Consider the following 16,780-nt stretch of genomic DNA (forward strand, 5'->3'; position numbering starts at 1 on the left):
TTTAAGCAGCCTGATTGAGCTGTGCTTTGAGCAAATCGCGGAAGGTCTGGATCAACGGTTCACGGCTGCGGCCACGGCGCACGATCATCGAAAATGGCGCCTGATAGCCGAACGTCGCCGGCAACAGCACGCGCAAATCGCCCTTGTCGGCCCAGGCCTGGGCGTAATGCTCCGGCAAATAACCGATGTAGGCGCCCGACAGCACCAGAATCAGCTGCGCCTCCATACTCTCCACCGTCGCCGCGCTGTGTTTGAAGCCATGACGCGCCAGCTCCGCCTGGCTCCAGTAGCCGCGCCCCACCATGCGCTGCTGGGTGATGACTTGCTCGGGGATACGTCGTTCGGTGAACAGCGGATGGCGACTGCTGCAATACAACCAGTGCTGTTCACGGTACAGCGGCATGTAGACCAGACCGCTCATGCGCGTCGAGAAAGCACCGATGGCCAGGTCGAGGCGATTGTCCTGCACGCCGAGTTGCAGCTCATATGGGCTCATGACCGACAGATGCAAATGCACCGCCGGGTGTTCCTGGCTGTAGGCGCCGATGGCTTCGGCGAAGGGCAAGGCCTTGTCGCTGACGGTAGAGTCGATCACCCCCAGATTCAGCGTGCCACGCAGCTCGCCTTTGAGGGCCGCGGCGTATTGCTCGAAACCTTCGAGCTCGGCCAACAGGCGCAAGGTTTCCTGATGAAACAGTTCGCCCTTGCTGGTCAGGCTGAAACCACCTCGACCGCGATGGCAGAGCACCAGGCCAAGCGCAGCTTCGAGCTGGCTCATGTAGGTGCTGATCGCCGACGTGGAAAGGTTGAGCTCATGCTGGGCAGTGGCGAACCCCTGATGACGGACCACGCTGACGAAGATGCGCAATAGTTTCAGGTCGGGTAAAGCGTTGGCCATGGGGGCTCCAGCAAACACACAGGTAGACGATTGGGCATGTAGCAGCTGCCGAGCCTGCGAGGCTCGGCAGCTGCTACAAGTCTATCTCCGCCTCCTCCATTAGTTTAGAAAAATCTGAACTAAGTATTTGCCCGTAGCGATTCTTCCCGGGCACTACATTTCGCAGAATCGGCCCACAGCGGTACCCGTGCTTCCATGAACGGCGTAACCGACATAAATAAAACAACGACGATGAGGCCCTACCCGTGGACAAGATTCTTCACCAACCACTGGGCGGCAACGAAATGCCGCGCTTCGGCGGCATCGCCACCATGATGCGACTCCCCCATTTGCCTACCGCTGCTGGTCTGGATGCTGCCTTTGTTGGCGTCCCGCTGGATATCGGCACCTCGCTGCGCCCTGGCACCCGTTTCGGGCCTCGCGAAATCCGCGCTGAATCGGTGATGATCCGCCCCTACAACATGGCGACCGGTGCTGCGCCGTTCGACTCCCTGTCGGTAGCCGACATCGGTGACGTCGCGATCAACACCTTCAACTTGCTGGATGCCGTGCGGATCATCGAAGAATCCTACGACAACATCCTCGAACACGACGTGATCCCGTTGACTCTGGGCGGCGACCACACCATCACCCTGCCGATCCTGCGTGCCATTCACAAGAAGCACGGCAAGGTCGGCCTGGTGCACATCGACGCCCACGCCGATGTGAACGATCACATGTTCGGCGAGAAAATCGCCCACGGCACCACCTTCCGTCGCGCCGTTGAAGAAGGCCTGCTGGACCCGGATCGCGTGGTCCAGATTGGTCTGCGCGCCCAGGGCTACACCGCTGACGATTTCAACTGGAGCCGTAAACAGGGTTTCCGCGTGGTGCAGGCCGAAGAATGCTGGCACAAATCCCTGGCCCCCCTGATGGCTGAAGTTCGCGAGAAAGTTGGCGGTGGTCCGGTGTACCTGAGTTTCGACATCGACGGCATCGACCCGGCCTGGGCACCGGGTACCGGCACTCCGGAAATCGGTGGTCTGACGACCATTCAGGCAATCGAGATCGTGCGGGGCTGCCAAGGCCTCGACCTGGTGGGTTGCGATCTGGTAGAAGTCTCGCCCGCTTACGACACAACCGGCAACACCTCACTGCTGGCCGCCAACCTGCTGTACGAAATGCTCTGCGTACTGCCAGGCGTGGTCCACCGCTGAGTATCGGTCATGAACGAACGCGATCAGGTACTGAAAGCCGCCGCCGATCTGGTGTCGGCCTTTGCCCGTAACGATCGCGAAGCCTACTTCGGCGCCTTCAGCGCCGATGCCAGCTTCGTGTTCTACACCCTCGAGCAACCCCTGCTGTCGCGCGATGCCTACCAGGCATTGTGGGACACCTGGCGCTCGGAGGATGGCTTCGAAGTGCTGTCGTGCACTTCAAGCAACGCCTTTATCAGCCTGCAAGGTGATGTGGCGATTTTCATCCATGACGTGGCCACCGAGCTGCGCATGCAAGGGGAGCAACACTTCAGCCAGGAGCGCGAGACGATTGTTTTCAAAAAACAAGCGTCTGGCCGAGAACAACAAGGCCTATGGCTGGCCTGTCACGAACATTTGTCCGCCATGCCGGAAGGGCTGCCACCCCCTTAGCCAAACAGGTGACGCTCACGCACGATGAGCGCGCCTTTATGATCGGAGCAGATCATGAATAACAACAACAAAGAAAAAAGCCTTAGCAGCATTGAAACAAACGGGGTCGAACAGATTCCGGATCATGAGCGTGACGCCCGACCCAGCGACCTGTTTCGCTTGATCTTCGGCGGCGCCAATACCTTTGCTACCGCAGTGCTTGGCAGTTTCCCGGTGTTGTTCGGACTGTCGTTTCAGGCCGGTGTCTGGGCGATTGTGCTGGGCGTATTGCTGGGCGCGCTGATCCTTGCACCGATGGGCTTGTTCGGCCCGATCAATGGCACCAACAACGCCGTGTCTTCCGGTGCGCATTTTGGCGTGCACGGGCGGATCGTCGGTTCGTTCTTGTCGCTGTTGACCGCCATCGCCTTCTTCTCACTGTCGGTCTGGAGTTCGGGCGATGCGTTGATTGGTGGCGCCAAACGCTTGATCGGCCTCCCGGAAACCGACCTGACATTGGGCCTGGCCTACGGTCTGTTCGCGATCCTGGTGTTGACCGTGTGCATCTACGGTTTCCGCTTCATGTTGTGGGTCAACCGCATTGCGGTGTGGGCTGCCAGCGCACTGTTCCTGCTCGGCATCTTCGCGTTCGCCCCGACGTTCGACAGCCATTTCGCCGGCACTGTCGCTATGGGTCAGGCCGGTTTCTGGGCCGCCTTCATCGGCGCGGCACTGGTCGCCATGAGCAACCCGATTTCCTTTGGGGCGTTCCTCGGTGACTGGTCGCGGTACATTCCGCGGGAGACCCCGAAAGGTCGAATCATGCTTGCCGTGGTCGGCGCACAGATCGCCACCCTTATCCCCTTCCTGTTTGGCCTCGCCACCGCCACGATCGTTGCAATCAAGGCGCCGGACTACATCGCGGCCAACAACTATGTGGGCGGGCTGCTGGCGGTTTCCCCGAGCTGGTTCTTTTTGCCGGTATGCCTGATCGCCGTGATCGGCGGCATGTCCACGGGCACCACTTCCCTCTATGGCACCGGGCTGGACATGTCCAGCGTGTTTCCGCGCGTGTTGTCGCGAGTCAAGGCGACCTTGCTGATCGGTGTGATGTCGATCGCCTTCATCTTCATCGGACGCTTCGCGGCCAACCTGGTGCAGAGCGTGTCGACCTTCGCCGTGCTGATCATCACCTGCACCACCCCTTGGATGGTGATCATGATCATCGGTCTGCTGGTGCGTCGCGGCTTCTACTGCCCGGATGACCTGCAGGTGTTTACTCGCGGCGAGAAAGGTGGCCGCTACTGGTTCACCCACGGCTGGAACTGGCGTGGCCTGGGTGCCTGGATCCCGAGTGCCTTGGTGGGTTTGTGCTTTGTGAACCTGCCGGGCCAGTTTGTCGGACCGCTGGGCAATCTCGCCGACGGCATCGACATCAGCCTGCCGGTCACGCTGGGCCTGGCGTCAGTGGTGTATTTGGCACTGCTGAGCCTGTTCCCGGAATCGGCTGCTGTGTTCGGGCCAAATGATTCGCGTAGCAAGGGCACGGATTCGCTCGTTAAACCGGCGATGCGTCAAGCCGCCTGATTCGAAAAAACGGTGGTTAACGGAACCTCTGTGGCGAGGGAGCTTGCTCCCGCTCGACTGCGCAGCAGTCGCAAAAGATTTGGGGCTACTGCGTAGCCCAGCGGGAGCAAGCTCCCTCGCCACAAAAAGCGGCCTGATTGCCACATTGCTTTTCAGCCTCACCATAAAAAAGACAATCGGAGACACGCCATCATGGCTTTGGATTTATTCGTCGTACTCATCTACGCCGCCGCGATGCTGGTTCTCGGCTACTTCGGCATGCGCAAGGCCAAGACCCACGAAGACTACCTGGTCGCCGGTCGTAACCTCGGCCCAAGCCTCTACATGGGCACGATGGCCGCGACTGTGCTGGGTGGCGCGTCCACCGTCGGCACCGTGCGCCTGGGTTACGTCCATGGCATCTCCGGTTTCTGGCTCTGCGCCGCACTGGGTTGCGGGATCGTCGCGCTGAACCTGTTTCTCGCCAAACCCCTGCTCAAACTTAAAGTGTTCACCGTCACCCAGGTATTGGAAAAACGCTACAACCCAATGGCCCGTACCGCCAGCGCCACCATCATGCTGGCCTATGCCCTGATGATCGGCGTGACCTCGATCCTGGCAATCGGCACCGTGCTACAAGTGCTGTTCGGTCTGCCATTCTGGATATCCTTGCTGCTGGGCGGCGGTGTCGTCGTGATCTACTCGACCATCGGCGGCATGTGGTCGCTGACCCTGACCGACATTGTCCAGTTCGGAATCCAGACCGTCGGCCTGATGTTCCTGCTGTTGCCGATCTGCCTGTACCGCGTGGGTGGCTGGGATCAACTGGTAGCGCAATTGCCGGCTACCAGCTTCAGCTTCACGGCCATTGGCTGGGATACCATCATCACCTACTTCATGATCTACTTTTTCGGGATCCTGATCGGCCAGGACATCTGGCAACGGGTGTTCACTGCACGCAGTGAAAAGGTCGCCAGGTACGCCGGCACCACTGCGGGCATCTACTGCATCATCTACGGTCTGGTGTGCGCCCTGATCGGTATGGCCGCTCACGTGTTGATTCCGGACCTGGACAACGTCAACAACGCCTTCGCCGCCATCGTCAAACTGTCCTTGCCGGACGGCATCCGTGGCCTGGTGATCGCTGCGGCCCTGGCAGCCATGATGTCCACCGCCAGCGCCGGTCTGCTGGCCGCCTCCACCACCCTGACCGAAGACCTGCTGCCGAAACTGCGTGGCGGTAAACAGTCGAGCCTGGGCATCAACCGTATATTCACCCTGCTGACCGGCCTCGTGGTGCTCGGCATCGCACTGGTCGTCAACGACGTGATCAGCGCACTGACGCTGGCCTACAACCTGTTGGTGGGCGGCATGCTGATTCCGCTGATGGGTGCGATCTTCTGGAAACGTGCAACCACCGCAGGGGCCATCGCCAGTATGGGCATGGGCTTTGCCACTGCGCTGGTGTTCATGTTCAAGGATGGTCTGGACGCCAACACCCCGATCTACTACAGCCTGGGCGTCGGCTTGGTGAGTTTCGTGCTGGTCAGCCTGATGTCCCGTCGCCCGACGATGGTGGCGAGCGCACTCTGATCTGAAAAGAATGCCTTAACGTTTTCTTCGACGGGTGTGGCGTCGGTTGCCACACCCGTTTTTTTCGCCTGCAGAAAGGTGCTGCACAGACGAGTGGCAGGGCTGGCGTTGCGCAAGCCTGCTGTACTCAAGAACGGGAAAACAATAATAACGCCCTCGAAGAACGACCATGAAAAGAGCCGCCATTCGTGCCGCCGTGCATCGCTTTATCAGCCGCTTACTGGAATCTCAGGATGACTTCGACGACAACGCGAGCCTGGAAGCGTTGGGACTGGATAAACAGGAAATTGAAGAGCTGATCTTCCATTTGGAGGATGAGCTGGGATTGACCGCGTTTACGGGCGAGGAAGATCAAATGCTCAGAAACGCAAAAACGGCCAATGACTTGAGCCGTTTTTTAATAGAGGTAGGTAGGCATTGAGGGATAGGTCATCTATCCCTCTGACGAAACCAGGTCTGCAGTACTACCGAACCTGACTCAGCTTTACCGCCGGCGTGGCTGGCGTCGACGCTGCTCGTCGTCGGTACGGATTGGCACAGGTTGCAGAGGCGGTTCGATCAAACCGAGTGCGATACCCAGGTCGTGCAGCCAGTTTTGGATTTTCTCTTTCATGGTGCCCCCTTCAGGGTAGTGCCGAGCGGCCGGAATTCTGTAGCCGCTTCGCACTGATAATAGTCCGAAGTCCTACGCAATGCTCGGCAAAAGTCGCAATGATCTGTTACTGAATTGATCCAAATCATTCAGTAATAGTTCAAGCAATCGCCTGAACCGGATGTGTGGCCGACGGATAGACCGTTTGTTGCTGTTCGATCCACGCATTCAGATTGGCACCCACCATGCCTTTGCGCCACATCAACCAGGTGGTCGCGCTCGCGAACGGCTCGGCCAATGGGTGCACCGCCACGCTTTCGCGCCCCGGCAAGCTGGCCAGCATTGACTCTGACATGAGCGCCACTCCAGAGCCTGCGATCACACACGCCAGCATCCCCGGGTAAGACTCAATCTCCATCGCCCGTCCCATGGCCGCGCGGTCATGGGCGAACCAGGCTTCCAGTCGCATGCGGTATGAGCAACCCTGGCGGAACGTGAAAACCGAGCGCCCCTCCACATCCAGGGCACTGCGCACGGGTGGATGATCAGCCTCGCTGATCAGCACCAACCGCTCGTCGCATAATGGCACGCCGTCGAGCCCGGCCAGTTCCAGCGGCCCGTCCACCAGAGCCGCATCGAGCCGACCGGTCAGCAAGCCTTCAAGTAATTCTCCGCTGGGTCCCGACTGCACCTGCAGGTTTACCGCCGGGTAGCTGCGGTGATAGCGCGCCAGCAACGCTGGAAGGTGGATGGCGGCGGTGCTGTACATCGTGCCCAGCACGAAGTCGCCAGCCGGCTCCCCGCCCTGCACGGCGGCCCGTGCTTCGTCGTGCAGGCTGAACAGCCTGGCGGTGTAGTCCAACAGGACTTTTCCCGCAGGGGACAGTTGCAAACGCTGTCGCTCGCGAACGAAAAGTTCGACACCGAGCTGCTCTTCCAGCTGCTTGAGCCGGGTCGACAGGTTAGACGGTACGCGGTGCAGGCGCTCAGCCGCTCGGGTGATCGAGCCTTCTTCGGCGACGGCCTGAAAGATCCGCAATTGACTGAATTCCACACCATTCTCCAAATAAGAACAAGTTACTCACTATTATTCATTTTTAAAGAAAGTCAATCAGTCCTAGCCTGACGGTCATTGATCCTCTGCCGGAACTCAGACCATGTCTCCTCTGATTCGCTTACTCGCCTGTTTCATCGCGCTCATGATGGCCATGGGTATCGGCCGTTTCGCCCTCACCCCGCAACTGCCACATTTGATCAGCGAAGGTCAGATAGACCTGACCGCCGCGGGCCTGATTGCTGCCGCGAACTACCTGGGTTATTTCGTCGGCGCCGTGGACGCCATGTTTTCCCGACGCCCTGATCAGGTTCGCCGGCGCCTTTTGGGCGGATTGTGGCTGTGTGTGCTACTGACCCTGGCGTCTTTCTGGGCGAGTGGTTTCTGGTCCCATCTGCTATTGCGCTTTGGCACGGGCGTCGCCAGCGCCTGGGTCTTGGTCATGATCACCGCATTGAGCCAGCCATTGGCTGCGGCAGCCGGTCGCCCACGACTCGGTGCGCTGGTATTTGCCGGACCCGGCCTGGGTATTTTTCTGACAGGACTGTTGGCGCTGGGCTCGAACCTGCTGGGCCAGACGTCCGCCACGCTGTGGCTGGTGTATGCCGCGGTCGGGCTGGTGATGTTGTTGGCGATCCTGCCCTTCTTGCCGCAACAGGTCGCGAACGTCGCCGCACCTATGAATGATGCCGGCACAGGCAGCCCGGGCATCGGCCGCTTGGGCGTGATCTATGGCTTGTATGGCTTGGGCTACATCATCCCGGCCACATTCCTGTCGCAAATGGCCAACGCGCAATTTCATGGGCAATGGCAGGCCGACCTGTTCTGGCCCTGCTTTGGACTGGCGGCAGCGACGGGCGTGGTCGTGGTGAGTTTGCGCCGACACAATCCGGACGCAACGCGGCATTGGTTGATGGCGACATTGTGGCTGCAAGCGGTCGGGGTTTTCGCTTGCCTGCTGGGCAGCGGCCTGGGCCTGGCGCTGGGCGTCATCTTGTGTGGCACACCGTTCCTGGCCTGCATGCAATTGGTGATGCAACGCTCCCGGGAGCTGGCGCCACACGCCACGCAACGCAACGCCGGATTGCTGACCGCCTGCTTTGCCGTGGGTCAGCTCGCCGGCCCGTTGCTGGCCGCGCTAAGCAGCCATTTCAGTGGCGGCCTGCAAGCCGCATTGATCTTCGCCGGCAGTGGCCTGCTGATCGCGGGGGTACTGTCGATCAGTGGGATCACGACTGCCCGAGGGCTTTGCGCAAACGACGGCGTACCCACTGTTCAGCGCTGACAAACGTGATGCCAAGCAATACCAGCACCGCGCCAATGACGAAGTTCAGGCTCAATTCTTCGCCCAACAGCACAACGCCGAAGGTGACACCGAACAACGGCGTCATGAACGAAAACACAGCCAGGTTTGCCGCCATGTAGCGGCGCAGCAGCCAGAACCATGTCAGGTAACTGAAGAACGAGACGATCAGCCCCTGAAACAGCACGCTGGCCACCGCAACGGTGGTCAGGCTGACATGGGTCACCTGGCCGCTGATGATCGCGATCAGCAACAGACCGATAAAGCCCACCATCAATTGATAAAACAACGTCAGGGTTACCGGTGCTTCAGACAGACGCGAAGCGCGCACGACCACGGTTGTCGCGCCCCACGCAGCGCCAGCCAGTACGCCCAAGGCATCCCCCATCAACATGCGTCGATCGAGGTTGTCCCAGGAAACGCCACCGGCGAACGCGACGGCGATGCCAATGAAGGACAGAAAAATGCCCAGCCATTGCACCGGCCTCAGACGTTCGCTGGGCAATAGCCAGTTCACGCCCAGCGCCGTAAAAATGGGGGCGGTGTACAGAAAGACGGACATGTGGGCCGCTGTCGTCAGTTGCAGGCCTTCGGAGATGAAGAAAAACTCCAGCCCGAACAGCGCACCGGCCAGCAAACCGCCGCGCCAGGTGGCACTGACCTGATCCCAGCCGCCTTTCCAGCAGATCAACAAGCCTACGAGCACGGCGGAAATGCCTGACCGCCCTGCTGCCTGCATGACCGGGGCAATATCCGGCGCCGCCCATTTGATCATGACCTGCTGGACACCCCAGATCAGGCATAAACCGAGCATGACTTGCAGGGCAAACCCATCGGCGCTACGCCGGGTGGCGCTCACCGGAACACCTCGACAACACAATCCATGGCAGAAACTCGTCAGTCAACGCAAAGCCCCGACCATCCATTGAGCAATGGCGTCGGGGCGAAAAATTATACGTTCGATTATTAACCAATCGGGCAGGAAATAGCGTCTGCAAGAGACATTTGAATCTCTGGTTGCGTCATCAGCCGGCTTTGCGCATTGCCCAATAGCCAACGGTGCACGCAACACAGGTCAGCAGCGCGCCCCACGCCATGTCCATCAAGGCCAGTTGCGCAGACCATCCCTTCAGGGTCGCCCAGTTGGTCAGGTCATAGGTGCCGTACGCGACCAGCCCCAACAACGCGCCCATACCCGCCGCACGTTGCCAGCTCGTCGCCGGTAGCACGACGAACACCACGCAACCGAGCACATAAAGAAGGTAGAAAACCGCAGCCGGGGCCAGCAGCGGCCTGTCGAGCATCAGCGAACCGAGCAAAGACCGGTACGTGCGCGCCATCAGCACGCCCAGCCAGAGGCCGTCGAGCACGAGAAACGCCAGCAAGGTGCCTGCGTAGGCAAACAACATTCTTTTCATGATTCGCGACCCCAAAGCCAATGTAGGCACTGCTACGGACAGCGCCTACAAGAGGCCGTGTCGAGGTCAGCTTAGTTCAATGCGATCCGCATGAATCACGATCTGGCCGTTCTTGTACAACGCACCGATGGCTTTCTTGAAGTTGCCTTTGCTGACGCCAAACAGGCTGCTGATCACGGTCGGATCGCTTTTGTCGCTGACCGGCAGGCTGCCATTGTTTTCACGCAACTTGGCGAGGATCTTCGAGTTGAGGCTGGTGGCGGCTTCTTCGCCAACCGGTTGCAGGCTCAAGCTGATCTTGCCGTCGGGACGGACTTCCTTGATGAAACCCTTCTCTTCTTTACCGGCACGCATGAACTTGAAGATTTCGTTCTTGTGAATCAAGCCCCAGTGCTTGTTGTTGATGATCGCCTTGAAGCCCATATCGGTCGCTTCGGCTACCAGCAAATTCACTTCCTGGCCCGGCGAGTAGTTGGCCGGGGTCTTGTCCAGGTAACGATCCAGACGTGCCGTCGCGGTGATGCGGCGGGTGTGTTTATCGAGATAAACGTGCACCACGACATACTCGCCGGCCGTCATCTGACGTTTTTCTTCCGAATACGGCAGCAGCAGATCCTTGGGCAAACCCCAGTCCAGGAAAACGCCAATGCTGTTGACTTCAACTACTTTCAAACTGGCGAAGTCACCGACTTGAACTTTCGGCTTTTCAGTCGTTGCGATGAGTTTGTCATCGCTGTCCAGGTAAATAAAAACGTTGAGCCAGTCTTCATCTTCGCTGGGAATATCTTTGGGAATATAACGATTAGGCAGAAGGATTTCGCCGTCCGCGCCACCGTCCAGATATAAACCGAAGTTAGTGTGTTTAACCACTTGCAAACTGTTGTAACGCCCGACTAAAGCCATGTCCAATACCCTCATTGCGTGGGCGGCATTCTACCCGGTTTTGCGGGCCGCGCTCACCGACCGGTCCAGCGGCGACAGAAAATCTGGTCAAAGGACTGGTTTTTTCGGATTTCAGGCACAGAGCGGCCACTCGTCTGACTATGCCGATGAATAATGTTCTGGCATCGCCGCTATAAATTGCTTTTTTCAGAGGCACGTTTTTAGTTAAAACAGCAGCTTAGGGTGATAATACGAAGACAGTTTCCCGACGACACTTCAGCCCGGCAAAAGAGTTTCAGGGGGATATTTGCCAAGCAATTGTCAAGTATTTCCTGTACGATGCATGGCCAAGTTAATTTTCTACAGGTTAATGGCCGCCATGCGTGTAAAAGCATCCAACAGCAAAGCAAAGCCTGCTCCAGCCGTTGAAACCAGCGAATCGATCAACAACCAGATCGCTGCGTTCCTCAAGTCTGGCGGCGAAATCCAGCAAATTGCCAAAGGCGTCAGCGGCCAGACGTTCGGCCCGTCCAAGCAGATCACGCTGGGCAAAAAGTAACATCCGCTGCAACTGGTCCCTGGGTGCTTTGAGCTTCAAAGCGCCTGGACTGGAACCTCCCCGCAACACCCTCCTCAATAAACCAATATTTCAAAAATCGACGAACGGCCTTCGAAGCCGAGCATTCGCCGGTATGCTTGCACACGTCTAGATCAAGCGTTTGCGTAGGTTTTTGGTTCCTGCTCCTCGCTGTTCATGGAGTGACGCATGCTCAAGCCCCCCCTCATATTGCTCGGCACCTTGCTGTCGTGCTCGGTCGCCAATGCGCAAATTTTTCAGCGTGAAATGGGCGACTTCGACCTGAAACTGGGTACGACCCCAAGCCGCAGCATGGCTCAAGGGCTGGTCAAACCCGCCAGCACCGGCTCCTTCCACGGAGGCCTGGACCTGAGTCACGACAGCGGTTTCTATGTAGGCCAATGGGCGCCGAGCATGGGACTGAGTCCGGGAAAGAACCTCGAGGTCGATTCCTACGTAGGTTTTAAACAACCCTTCGATCAAACCCTCGGCTACGAAGTCGGCATGATCCATTACAGCTATCCGAAAGTGGACACGCTCGACAGCCAGGAGCTTTTCGGCGGCCTGACGTTTCTGGGCAGTCGTTTCGGCGCGGCCTTCAGTAACGACCCGGACAAACAGAACAGCACCGTCTTCGCCGATCTCGGCGGCAACCAGCCCTTTGGCATCGGGATCAGCATGAAATACACCACCCATCAGCTCAACGCGCCCGTCTCCGTCGATGGCGGCTACATAGGGAGCTTCACCGATTGGTCGGTGCAACTGTCCCGCCCGTTCATGGGCATTGACCTGGACCTGATCTACAGCGATTCCAACCTCAGCGGCAACGACTGCTCCGCCTATTCCGGGCACAACAGCCAGTGCGACGGCCTGGTGACCCTCAAGGCTGAACGCGCCTTTTATTGATAGGCTGAACTGCGAGGCTCATCCTGCGTTCACATGAGCATCCCCTCAAGAAGCCAGGCTTTCGCAAGGACTCGCCCATGTCGCGCTGGTTAAAATATCTCGCCGTCGTTATCACCCTCAGCCTTGCTCTCGGCGCCTGCAGTCGCGTGGGGCTGGCCTATCGCAACCTCGATGTGATCATTCCGTGGACGCTCAGCGACTACCTGGACATGAACGGCGAGCAGAAAGGCTGGTTCAACGAACGCCTCAAGGAGCACCTGAGCTGGCATTGCACCACGCAGTTGCCCGGCTACCTGGATTGGCTGGACCGGTTACAGGGGATGGTGGAAACCAATCAGGTGACCGATGCCGCCCTGCAAGCCCGCACCCAGGAAGCCAAAGCCGCCATCGCCCAGACCGCTCGTGAAATCACCCCGTCGGCCATTGAGTTATTGAAAGGACTGGACGACAAACAAGTCGCGGAGATGAACGACGCGTTCGCCAAGGATCAGCGCAAACGCCAGGAGGAATACCTCAAGCCGTCTCTCGATCAGCAGATCAAAGAACGTGCGCAGCGGATGGAAAAGCGTCTGGACGACTGGCTCGGCCCCTTGAGTGAAACCCAACGGCAACGTGTCATCGCCTGGTCAACAGCCCTGGGTGACCAGAACACTCAATGGATCGCCAACCGCGTTCATTGGCAGAAGCAATTCAGCGCCGCCGTTGCGCAACGGCAAAGTCCCGAATTCGCACAAAGAATCGAGACGCTTCTGGTGAATCGCGAGAGTTTGTGGACGCCAGCGTACCGCGAGGCCTATGCCAAGACAGAAGCCCAGGCGCGGGGATTGTTCGTTGATTTGATGGCAGAGAGCACGCCGATGCAACGTCAGCGTTTGCTGAAAAAGATTGAGGGGGTGAGGAAGGATTTCAACGATCTGAAGTGTCTGAAAGCAGCACAAAAAAGTTAAATGCTCGGCAACCCCATGTAGGAGTGAGCCTGCTCGCGATAGCGGTTTCACAGCCGACAACGACGTTGACTGACCGACCGCTATCGCGAGCAGACTCACTCCTACATTGAGAGATGCGTTCAGGCGATCTGTGCCTTGGACGCTACTTCATCAAATGTCAGCTCATCCAGCGCATCTTCCTGCTCATCCAGCACCTGCCGTGGATGATCATTGCCCGGAATGCTGCTGTCGATCAGGCTCAACAGGCTTGAGCCACGGGGCGTCAAAATGTAATTCGAGCCTGTACCGCCCTGCTCTTCAGGCCGAGGTTCAATATATCCGCGCTCCAGCAGTAACTTTTCATACTCGCCTGCCACCGCCTTCAGGTGATCGAGGTTTTCAGTTTGTTCGCCTTCCGAGGCTTTTTCCGCGGCGTATTGCTCGGCGTAGGGTCGCGGCGTAAAGCTGCTCGCGCCGTTTTGCACTTCGTGCAGCAGGCGCTCGATTAGATCCCAGTTATAAGTCGTCATCCTGATTCAACCTCCAAGCCAGAGAGTGAGATGGCCTTCATAACGTGTGACCTGCGCGTTGGGCAGCCGTTCAGCCGAGGTTTTCAACCACACCGACCGGCGGCATGTCGAATCACGCCAGGGAGCGACGACTAGTCTGTGTAAGTCACCTCCCCGCTGCTCGCAGGAGAATCTCTCATGAACCTTCAGAATCATCCGGTCGTGTCCCGAGAAGAATGGCTCGCCGCCCGCCGACAACACCTGGCTCACGAAAAAGCCTTTACCAGGGAACGGGACAAACTCAGCGCTGAACGCCGCGCCCTGCCCTGGGTGAAGATCGACAAGGATTACCGCTTTCAGGGGCCCAATGGCGAATTGAAACTCGCCGACCTGTTCGGTGGGCGCAGTCAATTGGTCATCTATCACTTCATGTTTGGTGAGGGCTGGAAAGAGGGTTGCTCCGGCTGCTCTTTCCTGTCCGACCACATTGATGGCGCCAATCAGCACCTGGCGCATCATGACGTTGCCGTGGTCGCGGTTTCTCATGCGCCGTTTGCCGAATTTCAGGACTTTAAACGGCGCATGGGCTGGAGATTCGACTGGGTATCGTCAGCCGGTTGCGATTTCAACTATGACTTTGGCGTCTCCGCCCGCGCAGACGAAGTCGCCGCTGGCACGTCCACCTACAACTACGAAAAATCCGACGGCGCGGAAGAAGAACTTCCCGGCCTCAGCGTCTTTTATCGCAACGATGCGGGCGAAATCTTCCACACGTATTCCACCTATGCCCGCGGCCTGGACATGCTGGTCGGCGCCTACAACTACCTGGATCTGACGCCGAAGGGGCGCAATGAGGAGGAAATCATGGAATGGGTGCGCCATCACGACCGCTATGACGAAAAGGCATCTTCAAGCTGCTGTCACAGTTAGCAGTAAGGAGCGAGCGGTGCGTGTGCTGATGAACTTTTTGCGCGTTCGGACCCTCAACCAGATATCCCGCCTTAACCGGAACTGAGGCCTGCCCATGAAAACCCTGCTGAAACTCACCCTCGCCGCCACCCTCGCCTGCGCCCTGCCCGTTTGGGCTTGCACGCCCGAGGAAGCTACCGCCAAACGCGAACAGCTGGCCAAGGAAGTCACCAAGCTGACCGAGCAGAATCCCGCCAAAGCCAAGGAGATCAATGCCGAATTGCAGAAGATGGACCTGGGAACGGCCAGCGCAGATTTGCCGGACAAATGTCAGTTGATTGATCAGCGGCTGAAGGAATTGGGTTCAGCTGAGAAGAAGGCTGAAGGCTAAAGGCAAAATCAAAAGATCGCAGGCTGCGCCAGCTCCTACATGAGATTGCAATTCCCTGCAGGAGCTGGCGCAGCCTGCGATCTTTTGACGTAAAAAAACCCGGACATCGGTCCGGGTTTTTTTATGGGGCGCTACACGTGCTTATTCAGCCGCCGGCGCTTCTGGCTTGCGGCGCTTGAGCGGCGCCATGCCGTCCTTGCTGACCAGCGACAAGGCGTCGGTCTTCGGCCGATTGGCGATTTTGCGCTTGGTGGGCGCCTTGGCGCCGGTTTTCTTCTTGTCGCCCTTGGCGTCGACCTTTTTCTTCTTCACGCCAACAGCCTTGCCCGAAGCCTTGACCTTCTTCGGCCCGCCGTAGGTGCCTTTGACTTCCTTGATGGTGCGGCGCTCGAAGCTCTGCTTGAGGTAGCGCTCGACGCTCGACATCAGGTTCCAGTCGCCATGGCAGATCAACGAAATGGCCAGGCCATCGTTGCCGGCACGGCCAGTACGACCGATACGGTGAACGTATTCGTCGCCGCTGCGTGGCATGTCGAAGTTGATGACCAGGTCCAGACCTTCCACGTCGAGGCCGCGAGCAGCAACGTCGGTGGCGACCAGGATCTTCACGCCGCCCTGTTTCAGACGGTCAATCGCCAGTTTGCGGTCTTTCTGGTCCTTGTCGCCGTGCAGGACAAACGCTTTGTAGTCCTGAGCCACCAGGCGACCGTAGATGCGGTCTGCCATGGCACGGGTGTTGGTGAACACGATGGCCTTCTGATAGGTCTCGTTGGCCAGCAGCCAGTTCACGATTTGTTCTTTGTGCTGGTTGTGGTCAGCCGTGATGATCTGCTGACGGGTCGTCGCATTCAGGTCACTGACGTTATTGAGTTGCAGGTGCTCTGGATTGTTCAGCACCTTGGCAACCATTTCGCGCAGGCCCGAGCCACCGGTAGTGGCCGAGAACAGCATGGTCTGCTGGCGGTTGGTGCACTCTTCGACCAGACGCTGGACGTCTTCGGCAAAGCCCATGTCGAGCATGCGGTCGGCTTCATCGAGCACCAGTACTTCGACTTCTTTCAGGTCGAGGTTGCCGGCGTTCAGTTGCTCAATCATCCGGCCCGGCGTACCGATCAGGATGTCCGGCACCTTGCGCAGCATGGCGGCCTGGACCTTGAAGTCTTCACCGCCGGTGATCAGGCCGGACTTGATGAACGTGAACTGCGCAAAGCGCTCGACTTCCTTGATGGTCTGCTGGGCCAGCTCGCGGGTCGGCAGCAGGATCAGGGTCTTGATGCTGACGCGAACCTTGGCCGGACCGATCAGACGGTTGAGGATCGGCAAAACGAAAGCAGCGGTTTTGCCGCTACCGGTTTGCGCTGTCACCCGCAGGTCACGCCCTTGGAGCGCCAGCGGAATAGCCGCTGCTTGCACAGGCGTTGGCTCGACAAATTTAAGCTCGGCCACGGCTTTGAGCAGGCGTTCGTGCAGGGCGAATTGGGAAAACACGGGTGCTACCTCGAAGAAATACAAAAAAACAGCTGCATAGGGTAACGGTTTCGAGCGCCGAGGCCGAGTTTCTTTATACAAACGGCGCTAATCAGTGGTTTTTTTGTTGCCTGATTTGTCTCCAAACGTAATACAAAGCGTCTTAGATGCTCTAATCGCCC

Annotated in this window: 19 protein-coding genes; 11 read left to right on the forward strand and 8 right to left on the reverse strand. The window is 58.4% G+C overall.

Annotated features, from left to right (window positions below; genetic code table 11):
- Position 1 precedes the first annotated feature (1 nt).
- The gene (locus GBC55_RS03975; RefSeq protein WP_162436867.1) at positions 2 to 898 is read right to left on the reverse strand and encodes a LysR family transcriptional regulator; all 897 of its coding nucleotides are present in this window, start codon (positions 896 to 898) and stop codon (positions 2 to 4) included.
- Positions 899 to 1,143: 245 nt separating this feature from the next.
- On the opposite strand from GBC55_RS03975, the gene speB reads away from it, so the two are divergent.
- The 5 genes from speB to GBC55_RS04000 all read left to right on the forward strand — a co-directional run bounded on the left by speB (position 1,144) and on the right by GBC55_RS04000 (position 6,085).
- Positions 1,144 to 2,094, forward strand: coding sequence for an agmatinase (gene speB, locus GBC55_RS03980; protein WP_162436868.1), 951 nt, complete (start codon positions 1,144 to 1,146; stop codon positions 2,092 to 2,094).
- Positions 2,095 to 2,103: 9 nt separating this feature from the next.
- Positions 2,104 to 2,526, forward strand: coding sequence for a nuclear transport factor 2 family protein (locus tag GBC55_RS03985; protein WP_162436869.1), 423 nt, complete (start codon positions 2,104 to 2,106; stop codon positions 2,524 to 2,526).
- A gap of 54 nt (positions 2,527 to 2,580) precedes the next feature.
- Positions 2,581 to 4,092, forward strand: a complete 1,512-nt coding sequence (locus tag GBC55_RS03990; protein ID WP_162436870.1) for a cytosine permease — start codon at positions 2,581 to 2,583, stop codon at positions 4,090 to 4,092.
- A gap of 192 nt (positions 4,093 to 4,284) precedes the next feature.
- Positions 4,285 to 5,664, forward strand: a complete 1,380-nt coding sequence (locus GBC55_RS03995) for a sodium:solute symporter (RefSeq protein ID WP_162436871.1) — start codon at positions 4,285 to 4,287, stop codon at positions 5,662 to 5,664.
- A 169-nt stretch (positions 5,665 to 5,833) separates the two neighbouring features.
- Positions 5,834 to 6,085 carry an acyl carrier protein gene (locus GBC55_RS04000; protein WP_162436872.1) on the forward strand — a complete coding sequence of 84 codons (252 nt, stop codon included), beginning with the start codon at positions 5,834 to 5,836 and terminating at the stop codon, positions 6,083 to 6,085.
- Positions 6,086 to 6,148: 63 nt separating this feature from the next.
- On the opposite strand, the gene GBC55_RS29780 is transcribed toward GBC55_RS04000, so the two are convergent.
- Both GBC55_RS29780 and GBC55_RS04005 read right to left on the reverse strand, forming a co-directional pair.
- Positions 6,149 to 6,277 (reverse strand): PA1414 family protein, encoded by a 129-nt coding sequence (locus GBC55_RS29780; protein ID WP_268932885.1) that lies wholly within the window; start codon positions 6,275 to 6,277, stop codon positions 6,149 to 6,151.
- A gap of 139 nt (positions 6,278 to 6,416) precedes the next feature.
- Complete coding sequence (locus GBC55_RS04005) at positions 6,417 to 7,310, reverse strand: LysR family transcriptional regulator (RefSeq protein WP_162436873.1); 894 nt, start codon at positions 7,308 to 7,310, stop codon at positions 6,417 to 6,419.
- Between the two features lie 103 nt (positions 7,311 to 7,413).
- Between GBC55_RS04005 and GBC55_RS04010 the strand changes: the two genes are divergently transcribed.
- Positions 7,414 to 8,595 carry an MFS transporter gene (locus tag GBC55_RS04010; RefSeq protein WP_162436874.1) on the forward strand — a complete coding sequence of 394 codons (1,182 nt, stop codon included), beginning with the start codon at positions 7,414 to 7,416 and terminating at the stop codon, positions 8,593 to 8,595.
- On the opposite strand, the gene GBC55_RS04015 is transcribed toward GBC55_RS04010, so the two are convergent.
- The 3 genes from GBC55_RS04015 to GBC55_RS04025 form a co-directional block, all read right to left on the reverse strand.
- Positions 8,540 to 9,472: a DMT family transporter gene (locus GBC55_RS04015; RefSeq protein ID WP_162436875.1), complete on the reverse strand. Its 933-nt coding sequence runs from the start codon at positions 9,470 to 9,472 to the stop codon at positions 8,540 to 8,542. The genes GBC55_RS04010 and GBC55_RS04015 overlap by 56 nt on opposite strands.
- Positions 9,473 to 9,638: 166 nt before the next feature.
- Positions 9,639 to 10,034, reverse strand: a complete 396-nt coding sequence (locus tag GBC55_RS04020; protein ID WP_178114282.1) for a DUF2177 family protein — start codon at positions 10,032 to 10,034, stop codon at positions 9,639 to 9,641.
- 63 nt (positions 10,035 to 10,097) lie between these two features.
- Positions 10,098 to 10,934 (reverse strand): S1-like domain-containing RNA-binding protein, encoded by an 837-nt coding sequence (locus GBC55_RS04025; RefSeq protein WP_162436877.1) that lies wholly within the window; start codon positions 10,932 to 10,934, stop codon positions 10,098 to 10,100.
- A 349-nt stretch (positions 10,935 to 11,283) separates the two neighbouring features.
- Between GBC55_RS04025 and GBC55_RS04030 the strand changes: the two genes are divergently transcribed.
- The 3 genes from GBC55_RS04030 to GBC55_RS04040 all read left to right on the forward strand — a co-directional run bounded on the left by GBC55_RS04030 (position 11,284) and on the right by GBC55_RS04040 (position 13,343).
- Positions 11,284 to 11,472 carry a hypothetical protein gene (locus GBC55_RS04030; RefSeq protein ID WP_017337097.1) on the forward strand — a complete coding sequence of 63 codons (189 nt, stop codon included), beginning with the start codon at positions 11,284 to 11,286 and terminating at the stop codon, positions 11,470 to 11,472.
- A 207-nt stretch (positions 11,473 to 11,679) separates the two neighbouring features.
- Positions 11,680 to 12,396, forward strand: a complete 717-nt coding sequence (locus tag GBC55_RS04035) for a TorF family putative porin (RefSeq protein ID WP_162436878.1) — start codon at positions 11,680 to 11,682, stop codon at positions 12,394 to 12,396.
- Between the two features lie 77 nt (positions 12,397 to 12,473).
- A complete protein-coding gene (locus tag GBC55_RS04040) occupies positions 12,474 to 13,343 on the forward strand; it encodes a DUF6279 family lipoprotein (protein ID WP_162436879.1) in 870 nt (289 codons plus the stop codon).
- Between the two features lie 119 nt (positions 13,344 to 13,462).
- On the opposite strand, the gene GBC55_RS04045 is transcribed toward GBC55_RS04040, so the two are convergent.
- Positions 13,463 to 13,852 carry a transcriptional regulator gene (locus tag GBC55_RS04045; protein ID WP_162436880.1) on the reverse strand — a complete coding sequence of 130 codons (390 nt, stop codon included), beginning with the start codon at positions 13,850 to 13,852 and terminating at the stop codon, positions 13,463 to 13,465.
- 177 nt (positions 13,853 to 14,029) lie between these two features.
- Here GBC55_RS04045 and GBC55_RS04050 point away from each other — a divergent pair, with 177 nt between their 5' ends.
- Both GBC55_RS04050 and GBC55_RS04055 read left to right on the forward strand, forming a co-directional pair.
- On the forward strand, positions 14,030 to 14,761 hold the full coding sequence (locus GBC55_RS04050) for a thioredoxin family protein (RefSeq protein WP_162436881.1): 732 nt from the start codon (positions 14,030 to 14,032) through the stop codon (positions 14,759 to 14,761).
- A 94-nt stretch (positions 14,762 to 14,855) separates the two neighbouring features.
- Positions 14,856 to 15,131: a hypothetical protein gene (locus tag GBC55_RS04055; RefSeq protein ID WP_162436882.1), complete on the forward strand. Its 276-nt coding sequence runs from the start codon at positions 14,856 to 14,858 to the stop codon at positions 15,129 to 15,131.
- A gap of 141 nt (positions 15,132 to 15,272) precedes the next feature.
- Here GBC55_RS04055 and GBC55_RS04060 read toward each other — a convergent pair whose 3' ends face one another.
- Positions 15,273 to 16,619 (reverse strand): DEAD/DEAH box helicase, encoded by a 1,347-nt coding sequence (locus GBC55_RS04060; protein WP_090181378.1) that lies wholly within the window; start codon positions 16,617 to 16,619, stop codon positions 15,273 to 15,275.
- Positions 16,620 to 16,780: the final 161 nt, after the last annotated feature.

This window comes from Pseudomonas sp. TNT3 (assembly GCF_010095445.2).
Lineage (GTDB): Bacteria > Pseudomonadota > Gammaproteobacteria > Pseudomonadales > Pseudomonadaceae > Aquipseudomonas.

What these genes read in the sequence shown, in the direction of transcription:
- GBC55_RS03975 (WP_162436867.1), bottom strand. Translation starts at nt 898, where the DNA reads ATGGCCAACGCTTTACCCGACCTGAAACTATTGCGCATCTTCGTCAGC.
- GBC55_RS03985 (WP_162436869.1), top strand. Translation starts at nt 2,104, where the DNA reads ATGAACGAACGCGATCAGGTACTGAAAGCCGCCGCCGATCTGGTGTCG.
- GBC55_RS03990 (WP_162436870.1), top strand. Translation starts at nt 2,581, where the DNA reads ATGAATAACAACAACAAAGAAAAAAGCCTTAGCAGCATTGAAACAAAC.
- GBC55_RS03995 (WP_162436871.1), top strand. Translation starts at nt 4,285, where the DNA reads ATGGCTTTGGATTTATTCGTCGTACTCATCTACGCCGCCGCGATGCTG.
- GBC55_RS04000 (WP_162436872.1), top strand. Translation starts at nt 5,834, where the DNA reads ATGAAAAGAGCCGCCATTCGTGCCGCCGTGCATCGCTTTATCAGCCGC.
- GBC55_RS29780 (WP_268932885.1), bottom strand. Translation starts at nt 6,277, where the DNA reads ATGAAAGAGAAAATCCAAAACTGGCTGCACGACCTGGGTATCGCACTC.
- GBC55_RS04010 (WP_162436874.1), top strand. Translation starts at nt 7,414, where the DNA reads ATGTCTCCTCTGATTCGCTTACTCGCCTGTTTCATCGCGCTCATGATG.
- GBC55_RS04025 (WP_162436877.1), bottom strand. Translation starts at nt 10,934, where the DNA reads ATGGCTTTAGTCGGGCGTTACAACAGTTTGCAAGTGGTTAAACACACT.
- GBC55_RS04030 (WP_017337097.1), top strand. Translation starts at nt 11,284, where the DNA reads ATGGCCGCCATGCGTGTAAAAGCATCCAACAGCAAAGCAAAGCCTGCT.
- GBC55_RS04035 (WP_162436878.1), top strand. Translation starts at nt 11,680, where the DNA reads ATGCTCAAGCCCCCCCTCATATTGCTCGGCACCTTGCTGTCGTGCTCG.
- GBC55_RS04040 (WP_162436879.1), top strand. Translation starts at nt 12,474, where the DNA reads ATGTCGCGCTGGTTAAAATATCTCGCCGTCGTTATCACCCTCAGCCTT.
- GBC55_RS04045 (WP_162436880.1), bottom strand. Translation starts at nt 13,852, where the DNA reads ATGACGACTTATAACTGGGATCTAATCGAGCGCCTGCTGCACGAAGTG.
- GBC55_RS04050 (WP_162436881.1), top strand. Translation starts at nt 14,030, where the DNA reads ATGAACCTTCAGAATCATCCGGTCGTGTCCCGAGAAGAATGGCTCGCC.
- GBC55_RS04055 (WP_162436882.1), top strand. Translation starts at nt 14,856, where the DNA reads ATGAAAACCCTGCTGAAACTCACCCTCGCCGCCACCCTCGCCTGCGCC.